General features: G+C 75.1%; 2 protein-coding genes. Both read left to right on the top strand.

What is annotated here, in order from left to right:
* Window position 1: 1 nt before the first annotated feature.
* Window positions 2-11,635: an SDR family NAD(P)-dependent oxidoreductase gene (locus ACWEJX_RS20395; RefSeq protein ID WP_451608834.1), complete on the top strand. Its 11,634-nt coding sequence runs from the start codon at window positions 2-4 to the stop codon at window positions 11,633-11,635.
* 28 nt (window positions 11,636-11,663) lie between these two features.
* A complete protein-coding gene (locus ACWEJX_RS20390; RefSeq protein ID WP_451608833.1) occupies window positions 11,664-14,870 on the top strand; it encodes a type I polyketide synthase in 3,207 nt (1,068 codons plus the stop codon).
* Window positions 14,871-14,985: the final 115 nt, after the last annotated feature.

Here is a 14,985-nt window from a genome sequence, read left to right as displayed (position 1 = left end):
AATGACGAACGAGGACAAGCTCCGCGACTACCTCAAGCGGGTGACCGCCGATCTGATGCAGACGCGGGAACAGCTGAGCCAGGTCGAGGCGGAGCGGCACGAGCCCATCGCCATCGTCGGCATGGCCTGCCGCTACCCGGGCGGGGTGCGCTCGCCGGAGGACCTGTGGCGCGTCGTGGCGTCGGGCACCGACGCCATCTCGCCCTTCCCGGAGAACCGGGGCTGGGACACGGCCGCGCTGTTCGACCCGGACCCGGAGCGCACCGGCAGGACGTACACCCGGGAGGGCGGGTTCCTGCACGACGCCGACCGGTTCGACCCGGCGTTCTTCGGGATCAGCCCGCGGGAGGCGCTGGCCGTCGACCCGCAGCAGCGGCTGCTCCTGGAGACGGCCTGGGAGACCTTCGAGCGGGCCGGCATCGACGCGCGCACGCTGCGCGGCAGCCGTACCGGGGTGTTCGCGGGGGTCATGTACGGGGACTACGGCGGCCGGATCCGCCAGGCCCCGGACGGCCTGGAGGGGTACATCGGCACCGGCAGCGCCGGGTCGATCGCCTCCGGCCGGCTCTCGTACACCTTCGGTCTTGAGGGCCCGGCGGTCACGGTCGACACCGCGTGCTCGTCGTCGCTGGTGGCCCTGCACCTGGCCGTCCAGGCGCTGCGCAACGGCGAGTGCGATCTCGCGCTGGCGGGCGGTGCGACGGTGATCGCGACGCCGGGTCTGTTCGTCGAGTTCAGCCGCCAGCGGGGGCTGTCGGCCGACGGGCGCTGCAAGGCGTTCGCGGCCGCGGCGGACGGCACCGGGTGGGGTGAGGGTGTGGGCCTGCTCCTTGTGGAGCGGCTCTCTGACGCGCGGCGCAACGGGCACCACGTCCTGGCCGTGGTCCGCGGCTCCGCCGTCAACCAGGACGGGACGAGCGGGCAGCTGTCCGCGCCGAACGGGCCGTCGCAGCAGCGGGTGATCCGGCAGGCGCTGGCCGACGCGGGGCTCACCACCGCCGACGTGGACGCGGTCGAGGCGCACGGCACGGGCACCCGGCTCGGCGACCCGATCGAGGCGCAGGCCCTGCTGGCCACGTACGGGCAGGGGCGCCCGGCCGGCCGGCCGCTGTGGCTGGGGTCGCTGAAGTCCAACATCGGACACACCCAGGCGGCGGCCGGGGTCGGCGGCATCATCAAGATGGTCGAGGCCATGCGCCACGGCGTCCTGCCGCGGACCCTGCACGTGGACGAGCCGTCGCCGCACGTCGACTGGTCGGCGGGTGCGGTCGAACTGCTCACGGACGAGGTGGTGTGGCCGGAGGCGGAGCGGCCGCGCCGTGCGGCGGTGTCGTCGTTCGGCATCAGCGGCACCAACGCGCACGTCATCCTGGAGCAGCCCGAGGAGTCCGCCGCCCCGGCGGCGGCCGCGGAGGGCGGGCCGGACGGCGCGGCGAGTGCCGTACCCGCGCCGTGGTTGCTGTCGGGCCACAGCGAGGAAGCTCTGAAGGAACACGCCGGCCGGCTGCGGACGTATCTGGAGACGCACGAGGACGCCGAACTCGACGCGGTGGGGCACGTGTTGGCGGCCGGGCGGTCGCACCAGGACCACCGGGCGGTCGTCACCCACTCCGGCAAGGAGGAGCTGCGCGAGGCCCTGGCGGCGGCGGCTCAGGGCGAGCCGCACACGAACCTGGTCCGGAACGTGGTGGGTCCGCTGGGGAAGACCGTCTTCGTCTTCCCCGGCCAGGGCTCCCAGTGGGACGGCATGGCCCGCGAACTCCTCGCCACCTCACCCGTCTTCGCCGAACACCTCACCGCCGCCTCCGACGCCATCCAGACCCACACCGGATGGAACCTCCTCGACATCCTCAACAACACCCCCGACACCCCGCCCATCGACCGCGTCGACGTCATCCAACCCGCCCTCTTCGCCATCATGACCAGCCTCGCCAAACTCTGGCAGCACCACGGCATCCACCCCGACGCCGTCATCGGCCACTCCCAAGGCGAAATAGCCGCCGCCCACATCGCCGGCGCCCTCACCCTCACCGACGCCGCCAAAATCGTCACCCTCCGCTCCCACACCATCCTCACCCTCGCCCGCACCGGAGGCATGGCCCACATCCCCCTGCCCGCCCACCACACCACCACCCACCTCACCCCCTACGACGACCTCCACATCGCCGCCCACAACGGCCCCCACTCCACCGTCATCGCCGGAAACACCGAACAACTCCACCACCTCGTCACCACCCTCCAGAACAACGACATCCGCGCCCGCACCATCGACGTCGACTACGCCTCCCACACCCCCCACGTCCACCCCCTCCACCACCACATCACCCAACTCCTCCACGACATCAAGCCGAGGACCAGCACGATCGCCTTCCACTCCACGCTCAGGGGCGGGCCGATCGACACCGCGGATCTCGACGCCGACTACTGGTACGAGAACCTCGCCAACCCGGTCCTGTTCCACCCCACGCTCCAGGACCTCGTCCGTACCGGTCACACGACGTTCGTGGAGGCGAGCCCGCACCCGACGCTCACCACCGCCATCCAGGACACCCTCGACGCGGACCCGAGTGACCTCGTCCCTCTCGTCACGGGCACGCTGCGGCGCGACGAGGGCACCCTCACCCGCTTCCACCAGTCACTCGCCGCCCTCCACACCCACGGCGCGCCCGTCACCTGGCACACCACCCCCACCACCGCCACACCCCCCACCGACCTGCCCACCTACCCCTTCCAGCACCAGCGCTACTGGCTGGAGGACGCGGCGACCGGCGGCGACCCGGAGAGCCTGGGGCTGCACACCACCCGGCACCCCCTGCTCAGCGCGGCGACCACGCTCGCCGACGGGGACGCCCTGCTGCTGACCGGCCGGATCGCCGCCCACGCCCACCCCTGGCTGGACGAGGCGGTCCTGAACGGGACCGTCCCCTTCGAGCTGGCCCTCCAGGCGGCCCGCGTGCTCGGCGGCCTCGGCCTCGCGCGACTGTCGCTCGGCGACGCCGTCGCGCTGCCCCCGGCCGGCGGGGTCGACGTCCAGCTCACCGTGGCCGCGCCCGGGGAGGACGGGGCGCGGGAGTTCGCCCTGCACGCCCGGCCGTACGAGGACGGGGCCGACGACGACGCCCTGCACCGCCCGTGGACCGCACTCGCGTCGGGCCTCCTCTCCGAAGCGGCGGCGCGGGCCGTTCCGGCGGTCCCGGCCGACGGCGTCCGGGCGGAGGTCACGCTGCCCGAGGAGACGGCGGGCGAGGCGATGCGGTACGGCCTGCACCCGGCCCTGCTCGACTCCGCGCTGAGGGCCGCACTCGTCGAGCTCGACCAGGACGTCGTACCGGCCGAGTGGCGGGACGTGACCCTGCACGCCGTGGGGGCCGGGGCCGTCCGCGTGGTGCTCGTGCCCCGGGGCGAGGCGTACGAGCTGCACGTCCACGACGCCGAGGGCGCACCGGTCGCGACCGTCGCGTCCGTCACCCCGCGTCCGCTTCCCCGTACCTCCGGCGCCCGCCACGACTGGCTGCTCGGCCTCGACTGGCAGGCGCTCGCGTCCGTACCGCAGCCGTCGGCCGCGGTCGGCGGCTGGGGGCTGGTCGGCCCCGAAGTCCCGGGTGTGGCGGAGGCGTTCGGCACCGCACCACTGCCCGTCCCCGCGTACGGCTCCGAGGACTCCGGTCCACCGGAAGCGCCGGACCCCGCCACGGAGTCCGGCACGGAGGCCGGCACGGAGGCCGACGCGACCCCTGATCTCGTTCTCCTGCCGGCTCTCGACGCGGCGGAGCTCCTCCCCCACCTCCAGGGGCTGCTGGCCGCCCCGTGGGCGGCGGCGACCCGGCTCGTCGTGGTCACGCGGCACGCCGTGGCGACCGACGCGGACGAGGTGCCGGACCTGGCACCGGCCGCGGTGTGGGGGCTCGTCCGGGCCGTCCAGTCGGAGCACCCCGGGCGGGTCGTCCTGCTCGACCTCGACGGCGCGGCCGGCTCGCTCGCCGCGCTGCCGAGCGCCCTCGCCGCCGACGAGCCCCAACTGGCCCTTCGGGACGGCAGGTTCCTCGTGCCCCGGCTGACCCGCAGTCGGCCCGACGACTTCGCCGACGCTCCGCTCCCCGCGCTCCCGGTGGGCGGCGGGGCCGGCGGCACGGTGGTCGTGTCGGGTGACGGTGATCTCGCGGAGGCGGCCGCGCGTCACTTCGTCGAGGTGCGCGGCCTCCGGAGTCTGCTGCTGCTCGGCGCGGCTCCCGACCGGGCGGCGGCGTACGCCGCCGACGGTGTCGCCGTGCGGACCGTCGAGGGTGGCGCGGCGGACCGGGACGGGCTCGCCGCCGCCTTGGCCGCGCTGCCCGCCGACGAGCGGCCGGTGGCCGTCGTCCATGTCGCCGAAGCGGTCGAGGGCAGCGTCCTGGCGTCCACCGATCCGGCGGCGTTCGCCGAGGCCCTGCGGGACGGGGCCGCCGCGGCCTGGAACCTGCACGAGCTGACCCTGGACCTGGAGTCGGCCTCCTTCGTCCTGCTGACGCCCGACACGTCCGGGGTCCTCGGCGGGACCGGGCGCGCGTCGGCGGCGGCGCTGGGCGCCCACTTCGACGCCCTCGCCGGCCACCGCCGCGCCCTCGGCCTGCCGGCCGTCTCCGTGGCGTGGGGTCCGCGCGAGGCGGCCGACGCCGCACCGCGCGGCCTGGTCCCGTTCGGCTCCGGCCAGGTGGGCGGCCTTCTCGCCCTGGCCGACCGCGCCGAGCGCCGCGCCGCGCTCACCGCTGCCCGGCTGGACCGGGCCGTGCTGGTGGAGCGCGCCCGCGCGGGGCTGCTGCCTCCGGTCCTCGGCTCCCTGGTCCGCGCGGAACCCGGCGCGGCGTCGGCGGCCGGTACCGCCGCGGCGGCCGGCTCCCTCGCGTCCTCGCTGGCCGCGCTGCCGGAGGCCGAGCAGCTGCGGGCCCTGCTCGACCTGGTGAGGACACAGGTGGGCGGGGTGCTCGGGCACTCGGCGCGGGACACCGTGGACCCCTCGCGGGCCTTCAAGGACCTGGGGTTCGACTCGCTGACCGCCGTCGAGCTCCGTAACCGTCTGAACAGCGCGACCGGTCTGCGGCTGCCCAGCACGCTCGTCTTCGACCACCCCTCGCCCTCGGCGCTCGCCGCCCATCTGCGGGCCGAGCTGCTCGACGGCGTCGCCGCGGCCCCGGCCGCCCGGGCGGGCACGAACGGGCGGGGCGCGTACGCCGGGGAGCCGATCGCGATCGTGGCGATGGCCTGCCGCTACCCGGGCGGGGTGCGCTCGCCGGAGGAGCTGTGGCAGGTGGTCGCGTCGGAGAGCGACGTCATCTCGCCGTTCCCGGTCAACCGCGGCTGGGACCTGGACCGGCTGTTCCATCCCGACCCGGCCCACCCGGGCACCTCGTACGCCCGCGAGGGCGGGTTCCTGCACGACGCCGACCGGTTCGACCCGGCGTTCTTCGGGATCAGCCCGCGCGAGGCCACCAGCATGGACCCACAGCAGCGGCTGCTCCTGGAGACCGCCTGGGAGGCGTTCGAGCGGGCCGGCATAGACCCGGCGTCCCTGCACGGCTCGCGCACGGGGGTGTTCGCGGGCGTCGTCTACACGGACTACGGCTCGCGGGTGAAGCTCCCGGCCGACATGGAGGGATACCTCGGGATCGGCAGCGCCGGGTCGATCGCCTCCGGGAGGATCGCCTACACCCTCGGTCTCGAGGGTCCGGCGGTCACCGTGGACACGGCGTGCTCGTCGTCGCTGGTGGCCCTGCACCTGGCCGTCCAGGCGCTGCGCAACGGCGAGTGCGATCTCGCGCTGGCGGGCGGTGCGACGGTGCTCGCCAACCCGGACATCTTCATCGGTTTCAGCCGCCAGCGGGGCCTGGCGCGGGACGCCCGCTGCAAGGCCTTCGGGGCGGGTGCCGACGGCACCGCGTTCGGCGAGGGCGTGGGCCTGCTCCTTGTGGAGCGGCTCTCGGACGCGCGGCGCAACGGGCACCACGTGCTCGCCGTCGTCCGGGGCACGGCCACGAACCAGGACGGCGCCAGCAACGGCATCACCGCCCCGAACGGACCGTCGCAGCAGCGGGTGATCCGGCAGGCGCTCGCCGACGCGGGGCTCACCGGGGCCGATGTGGACGCGATGGAGGCCCATGGGACGGGCACGACGCTCGGCGACCCGATCGAGGCACAGGCGATCGTCGCGACGTACGGGCAGGACCGGCCGGCCGGCCGGCCGCTGTGGCTGGGGTCGCTGAAGTCCAACATCGGACACACCCAGGCGGCGGCCGGGGTCGGCGGCATCATCAAGATGGTCGAGGCCATGCGCCACGGCGTCCTGCCCCGCACCCTGCACGTCGACGAGCCGACCCCGCACGTCGACTGGTCGGCGGGCGCGGTCGAACTCCTCACCGAGGCACGGGAGTGGACGGCGGACGGACGACCGCGGCGGGCCGGCGTGTCCGGATTCGGCATGAGCGGGACCAACGCCCACGTGGTGCTGGAGGAAGCTCCCGCGTACGAGCCCTCGAAGGAGCCCTCGCCCGAGCCCGAGCCGGGGAGCGGTCAGGGCGCCGGCGGCACGGGAACGCGTCCCTGGTTGCTGTCGGGCCACAGCGAGGAAGCGCTGAAGGAGCAGGCGAGCGGCCTGCTGGCCTGGCTGGAGTCGAAGGAGGACGCCGAACTCGGCGCGGTGGCCCATGTGCTGGCGACGGGGCGGTCCCACCAGGACCACCGGGCGGTCGTCACCCACACGAGCCGGGACGAGCTGCGTGCGGAGCTTGAGGCCCTGGCCGCCGGCACGGCGCACGCCGGTCTCGTCCAGGGTTCCGTGGGGCCGCTGGGGAAGACGGTGTTCGTCTTTCCCGGTCAGGGCTCCCAGTGGGACGGCATGGCCCGCGAACTCCTCGCCACCTCACCCGTCTTCGCCGAACACCTCACCGCCGCCTCCGACGCCATCCAGACCCACACCGGATGGAACCTCCTCGACATCCTCAACAACACCCCCGACACCCCCGGCACCCCGCCCATCGACCGCGTCGACGTCATCCAACCCGCTCTCTTCGCCATCATGACCAGCCTCGCCAAACTCTGGCAGCACCACGGCATCCACCCCGACGCCGTCATCGGCCACTCCCAAGGCGAAATAGCCGCCGCCCACATCGCCGGCGCCCTCACCCTCACCGACGCCGCCAAAATCGTCACCCTCCGCTCCCACACCATCCTCACCCTCGCCGGCACCGGAGGCATGGCCCACATCCCCCTGCCCGCCCACCACACCACCACCCACCTCACCCCCTACGACGACCTCCACATCGCCGCCCACAACGGCCCGAACTCCACCGTCATCGCCGGAAACACCACCCAACTCCACCACCTCGTCACCACCCTCCAGAACAACGACATCCGCGCCCGCACCATCGACGTCGACTACGCCTCCCACACCCCCCACGTCCACCCCCTCCACCACCACATCACCCAACTCCTCCACGACATCAAGCCGGTCTCGTCGACCGTGGCCTTCTACTCGACCCTCACCGGCGGCCTCGTCGACACCGGCACTCTGGACGCCGACTACTGGTTCCAGAACCTCGCCAACCCGGTCCTCTTCCACCCGACGCTCACCGCGCTCGTCGAAGCCGGCCACACCACCTACGTCGAGGCGAGCCCGCACCCGACACTGACCACAGCCATCCAGGACACCCTGGACACCCTGGACACGGCCTCCACCGAGCTCACCCCGCTCGTCACGGGCACCCTCCGCCGCAAGGAAGGCACCCTCGTCCGCTTCCACCAGGCGCTGGGCCTGCTCCACGCCCACGGCGCGCCCGTCACCTGGCACACCACCCCCACCACCGCCACACCCCCCACCGACCTGCCCACCTACCCCTTCCAGCGCCGGCGCTACTGGTTGGAAGGCCCCGCCGCGCACAGCGACGCCGGCAGCCTCGGTCTGGACGCCTCGGACCACCCGTTCCTCACGGCGGTCACGACGCTCGCCGACGAGGGCACGCTCCTGCTCACCGGCCGCGTCACGGCCGCCTCGCACCCGTGGCTCGCCGACCACGCCGTGAACGGCAGCGCGCTGCTGCCGGCCACCGCGCTCCTGGAGCTCGCCCTGCGGGCCGCCCATCGGCTCGACACCAACCGGATCGACGAACTCACCCTGGAGGCACCGCTGTTCGTGCCCGAGCGCGGCGGCGTCCGGGTGCAGGTCTCCGTGCAGGCACCGGACGAGGCGGGCCTGCGCCGGATCGCGGTGCACTCCCGCCCCGACTCCCCCGGCACCGGTCCGGACCCCGACGGGCCGGCGGCCGGGAGCGCGTCCGAGCCGTGGACCCGGCACGCCACCGGAGTCCTGGCCCCGGCGGACGACGGCACGGGCACGGAACCGTCACCGGCCACGGCGTCCTGGCCGCCCGCGGGCGCCGAACCGCTCGACGTGAGCGGTCTGTACGACGAACTGGCCGCGCTGGGCTACGAGTACGGGCCCGCGTTCCAGAACCTGAGCGCCGCCTGGCGGGCCGGGGACACCGTCCACGGCGAGGTGGCGCTGGCCCCGGAGCACCACGACGACGCGGCGCGGTTCACCCTGCACCCGGCGCTCCTCGACTCCGCGCTGCACACCATGGGACTCGGCGACTTCCTCGGCGACGGCGTACGACTGCCGTTCTCCTTCAGCGGGGTCTCGCTGCGCGCCACGTCCGCGACCGCGCTGCGCGTCACGGTCGCCCCGGGCGCGAGCGGCGAGGACTCGGTGTCGGTGTCGGTCGCCGACCCCGGCGGCGCGCCCGTCCTGTCGGTGGACGCGCTGACCCTGCGGCCCCTGGCGCCGGGACAGTTGTCCTCGGGGCCGCGTCCGTCCGGCGAACGGGCGTTGTACGAACCGGTCTGGACGGAACCGGCCGAGCCGTCGCGGTCCCCGGCCGACCCGGGCGCGTACGAACTCCTCGACGCCACCGGCCCGTACGGAGGTCAGGGGCCCGAGGCGGTCCGCGCCGCGGTGGCGGACGTGCTCGCCCGTCTCCAGGGGTGGAGCGAACGGGATCCGGACGGACGCCTGCTGGTGCTGACCCGGGGCGCCGTGGCGGCCGGCCCGGGCGACGTGGCGGAGCTCGCGGCGGCCCCGCTGTGGGGTCTCGTACGGTCCGCCGCCACCGAGAACCCCGGCAGGATCGTGCTGGCCGACATCGACGACCCCGCTCCCGACTCCGCCTCGCGCCGGGTGCTGGACGCGGCGGTCGCCATCGGGGAGCCGCAGTTCGCCCTCCGGGAGGGCCGGATCCTCGTCCCCCGTCTCACGGCCGTGCCCGGGGACGCGCCGCTCGCGCCGCCCGTCGAGGACGGGCCGTGGCGGCTCGCGACGCCGGGCGGCTCGCCGGACGACCTGTACGCCGCTCCCCACCCCGAGGCGGGCGCGGCCCTGGCCGAGGGCCAGGTGCGGATCCGGGTCCGCGCGGCGGGGCTGAACTTCCGGGACGTGCTGACCGTCCTGGGCATGGTGCCCGTCGGCGCACCGCTCGGCACGGAGGCCGCCGGCACGGTCCTGGAGACGGGACCGGGGGTGGACGATCTCGCCGTCGGCGACCGGGTGTTCGGGCTCGTGCCCGGCGCCGTGGGGCCGGTGGCCGTGGCCGACCGGCGGCTGATCGCCCGGATCCCCGGCCACTGGTCGTTCGCGCAGGCGGCCGGTGTCCCGGCCGTGTTCACCACCGCGTACTACGGGCTCGTCGAGCTGGCCGGGCTGAAGGCCGGGGAGCGGGTGCTGATCCACTCCGCCGCGGGCGGCGTCGGACTCGCCGCCCTCCAGCTGGCCCGCCATCTGGGGGCGGAGGTCTTCGCGACGGCCGGTCCGGCCAAGTGGGGCGCGCTGCGCGCGCTCGGCGTCGCCGGGGACCGGCTGGCCTCCTCTCGTACGACCGACTTCGAGGAGTCGTTCCGCGCCGCCACGGACGGTGCCGGGGTGGACGTCGTCCTGAACTCGCTGACCGGTGAGTTCATCGACGCCTCGCTGCGGCTCCTCGGGCCGGGCGGCCGGTTCGTGGAGATGGGCATCGCCGATCCGCGCGACCCGGAGGCGGTGGCGGCCGTACGGCCGGGTGTCGCCTACCTGCCGTTCGAGCTGCTCGACATGGACCCGGAAACGGTGGGCGCGGTCCTGGCCTCGGTCCTCGACCTGTTCGAGCGGGGCGCCCTGGAGCCGCTGCCGGTGACCACCTGGGAGGCGGGCCGTGCGCCGGAGGCGTTCCGGTGGTTCGCCCAGGCCCGTCAGGTCGGCAAGGTCGTCCTCACCCTGCCGGCGCCGTCGGCCGCCGGGACCGTGCTGATCACCGGTGGCACCGGCACGCTGGGCGCGGCGCTGGCCCGGCATCTGGTGACCGCGCGCGGTGCCCGCCACCTGCTGCTGACCGGCCGCCGGGGTCCGCAGGCGCCCGGGGCGGACGCGCTGCGGGAGGAGCTGGAGGCCCTCGGGGCGCGCGTGCGGATCGTCGCCTGCGACACCGCCGACCGCGAGGCGCTGGCCGCGCTGCTCGCCTCGGTCGACCCGGAGCATCCGCTGACGGACGTCGTCCACGCGGCCGGCGTCCTCGACGACGGGGTGCTCGCGTCGCTGACGCCCGAGAAGACGGAGGCCGTGCTGCGTCCCAAGGTGGACGCGGCCTGGCATCTGCACGAACTGACCCACGGGCTCGATCTGTCGTCCTTCGTCCTGTTCTCCTCCGCCTCCGGCCAGCTCGGCGGCGCGGGGCAGGCCAACTACGCGGCGGCGAACGTCTTCCTGGACGCGCTGGCCGGTCACCGGCGCCGGCTCGGTCTGCCGGCCGTGTCGCTGGCCTGGGGCATGTGGCAGGACGCGAGCGGAATGACCGGTCATCTCGCGGACGCCGACCTGGCCCGGATCGGCCGGGGCGGTCTGGTCGCGATGAGCGTGCCCGAGGGCATGGCGCTCTTCGACGCCGCGCTCGACGCGGGGCGGCCGGTCCTGGTGCCGGCCCCGCTGGACCTGGCGGCACTGCGGTCCCGCCCGGAGGGGATCCCGGCGGTGCTGCGCGGCCTGGTGCGGGGTCCGGTCGTACGGCGGGCCGCGCAGGCGGCGCCCGGATCGGCGGGGAGCCTGGCGGACCGGCTGGCGGAGCTGCCCGGGCCGGAGCGCGAGCGGGTGCTGCTGGCCCTCGTACGCGATTCCGTGGCGGCCGTCCTGGGGCACACGGCGCCCGAGGGGATCGCGGCGGACCGGGCCTTCAAGGAGATCGGCTTCGACTCGCTGACGTCCGTGGAGCTGCGCAACCGGGTCGCCGCGGCGACCGGGCTGCGGCTGCCGACGACGCTCGTGTTCGACTTCCCGACGCCGCAGGCGCTGGCCGGACGGCTGCTCGCCCTGCTGGCACCGACCGACCCGGCCGCCGATCTGGACCGGCTGCTGGCCTCCGTGACCGTCGACAGCCCGGACTTCCCGGTGCTGCGGGAGCGGCTGCGGGCCGCGCTGTGGCGCTGGGAGGAGGAGGCCGCTCCGGCGGGCTCCGCCGACGGGCCCGAGGGCGAAGGCGGTGCGCCCGACCTGTCGGACGCCACCGACGAGGAACTGTTCCGCGCACTGGACGACGAGCTCGACGGCGAACTGGACGGCGAACTGGACGGGGAATTCGATGCCTCTTGAACCGCTGAACGGAGAGAGGGCCACCGCGATGAGCAACGAGGACAAGCTCCGCGACTACCTGAAGCGGGCGACCGCCGACCTGAAGCAGGCCAAGCGGCGGATCCGGGAGCTGGAGGACCGGAGCCGGGAACCGATCGCCATCGTGGCGACGGGCTGCCGCTTCCCCGGCGGCGCCGACTCCCCCGAGGCCCTGTGGCGGCTGGTGGCCGAGGAGCGGGACGCGATCTCCGGCCTGCCGGTGGACCGGGGCTGGGACCTGGAGGCGCTGTACGACCCGGACCCGGACCGGCCCGGCACGACGTACGCCCGGGAGGGCGGCTTCCTCCACGAGGCGGCCGGCTTCGACGCGGCCTTCTTCGGGATGGGCCCGCGCGAGGCGATCGCCACCGACCCGCAGCAGCGGCTGCTGCTCGAAGTGGCGTGGGAGACGTTCGAGCGCGCCGGGATCGCGCCGACCTCGCTGCGCGGCAGCCGTACCGGGGTGTTCGCCGGGGTCGTCTCGCAGGCGTACGTACCGCCGCCCGCCGAGGTGCCCGAGGGGTACGAGGGGCATCTGATGACGGGGAACGCGACGAGCGTGGCCTCCGGACGGGTCGCCTACCACCTGGGCCTGGAGGGGCCGGCCGTCACCCTGGACACGGCCTGCTCGTCCTCGCTGGTGGCGATGCACCTGGCGGCGCGGGCGCTGCGCGACGGCGAGTGCGACCTGGCGCTGGCGGGCGGGGTCACGGTGATGGCGACGCCCCAGCTGCTCGTGGAGTTCAGCCGGCAGCGCGGGCTCTCGCCGGACGCGCGGTGCAAGGCGTTCGCGGCGGCGGCCGACGGGACCGGTTTCTCCGAGGGGGTCGGCCTCGTCCTGCTGGAGAGGCTCTCCGACGCCCGCCGCCACGGGCACCGGGTGCTGGCGCTGCTGCGCGGTTCGGCGGTCAATCAGGACGGCGCGAGCAACGGGCTGACCGCGCCCAACGGGCCCACCCAGGAACGGGTGATCGCGCAGGCGCTGGCCTCGGCCCGGCTGGCGCCGCAACAGGTCGACGTGGTCGAGGCGCACGGCACGGGCACCCGCCTGGGCGACCCGATCGAGGCGCGGGCGCTGCTCGCCGCGTACGGGCAGGGCCGGCCCGCGGGCGAGCCGCTGCTGCTCGGCTCGCTGAAGTCGAACATCGGGCACACGCAGGCGGCCGCCGGGGTGGCCGGCGTGATCAAGATGGTGGAGGCGATGCGGCACGGCGTACTGCCGCGGACCCTGCACGTGGACGAGCCGACCCCGCACGTCGACTGGTCGGCGGGCGCGGTGGAGCTGCTCACGGAGACCGTGCCGTGGCCGGACCGGAAGCGGCCGCGCCGGGCGGGCGTGTCCTCGTTCGGGATCAGTGGCACGAACGCCCATGTGATCCTTGAGCAGACGCCCGAGGACCCGCCGGCCCAGGCCGCGAGGCGGACCCGCCCGGCACCCGAGGCTTCCGGGACGCCCGGGACTTTCCGGACGCCCGAGGCTGCCCGGACGCCCGGGACTTCCGGGACGCCCGGGGCGGCTGACGTGCCGGCGACGCCCTGGCTGCTGTCGGCCCGTACGGAGGAGGCGCTGCGGCGGCAGGCCGAGCGACTGCTGGCACGCCTGGAGCAGCGGGCGTCGTCGCCCGAGGCCGTCGGCCGCACGCTCGCCCTGGGCCGCGCCCATCTGCGGCACCGCGCGGCCGTCCTCCCCGGTGGCCGGGACGGCGCCCGGACCGCCCTCGCGGACCTGGCGGCGGGCCGGCCGAGCGGGCGCCTGGTGCGCGGCCGTGCGGCCGAACGTCCCGTGACGGCCTACCTCTTCACCGGGCAGGGCAGCCAACGTGCCGCGATGGGGCGTGCGTTGTACGAGGGTCGGCCGGAGTTCCGCTCGGCCCTGGACGAGATCGGCGAGGCGTTCGCCACTCCCCTGGGCAGGCCGCTGGTGCCGGTGCTGCTGGCGGACGAGGGCAGTGCGGAAGCCGCCCTGCTGGAGCGGACCGAGTTCGCCCAGCCCGCCCTGTTCGCCCTGGAGCTGGCGCTGTTCCGGCAGTTGGTCCGGGTGCTGCCGGAGCCGGAGTGGGTGGCCGGGCACTCCATCGGCGGCCTCACGGCCGCCGTCGCCGCCGGGGCGCTGTCCTTGGAGGACGCGGCCGTCCTGGTGACGGCGCGCGGCCGGCTGATGCAGGAGCAGCCGCCCGGTGGCGCGATGCTGGCCTGCGAGGCGTCCGAGCAGGAGGTGCTGGCGCTGCTCCGGGAGTACGACGGCCGGGTGGGTCTGGCCGCGGTCAACGGGCCGTCCTCGGTGGTGGTCTCGGGTGACGCCGACGCCGTGACGGAGATCGCCGCGGCCCTCACGGTGTGGCGCCGGCGGACCAGCAGGCTGCGGGTCAGCCACGCCTTCCACTCGCACCACATGGACGGCGTCCTGGAGCCGCTGCGCGCGGTCGTCGCCGGGCTCACGTTCCGGCCGCCGACGCTCCGGATCGTCTCCGACCTCACCGGCCGGCCGCTGGACGTCGACGACCTGCGCCGGCCCGCGTACTGGGCCGACCAGCTCCGCTCCCCGGTCCGCTTCGGCGCGGCCCTCGGCACGCTGTACGAGGCGGGCGTCACGGCCTTCGTCGAGGTCGGCCCGGACGCGGTCCTGGCCCCCATGGTGGCCGCCGCACAGCCGGCCTCGGCACCGGCCCCCGTGGTGACGCCGACCCTCGTGCGAGAACGCCCGGCCGAAGCCACCCTGGCCGAGGCGTTGACGCGGCTGCACGTGGCGGGCGTGGAGGTGGACTGGCGCGCGTGGCTGGGCGACCCCGGAGGCACGGGGGCGGTCGAGGACGCGGACCTGCCGACGTACCCGTTCGAGCACGTCCCGTACTGGTGGCCGGCGCGTGCGGGCGCGGTGCGGGGCGACTCGGCCGGAACGGCGGCCTCGCCCGAGTCACCGCCGGCCCTCACCCCTGCCCCTGCCCCTGCCCCCGGCCCCGCGCAGGCACCCGTCCTCGTCGAGGCCTCGTTCCTGGAGCTGGTCCGGGTGCACGCGGCGGACGTGCTGGGGCATGCCTCGCCCGAACTGATCGACGCCGAGGACAACTTCCTCGACATCGGTTTCTCCTCGTTCACCGCGCTGGAGGTACGCAACCGGCTCTGCGAGGCGACCGGCATGCTGCTGCCGCCGGTGCTGCTGTACGACTACCCGACGCCGGCGGCGGTCGCCCGCTTCATGGAGGAGCAGGCGGCCTAGCGGACGGGAGCGGCGGGCGCAGGGAGAGGACCCCGCGCCGGACGTCCTCGTCGGCGGGCAGCGGGTGCGGATGGATGAGGTCGAGGCGGAACCGGCCGAGGAAGAGTTCCTTGGC

This window comes from Streptomyces sp. NPDC004788 (genome assembly GCF_053601115.1).
Note: the sequence above shows the minus strand (reverse complement) of the source record. Positions and strands in the feature narration are given on the sequence as shown.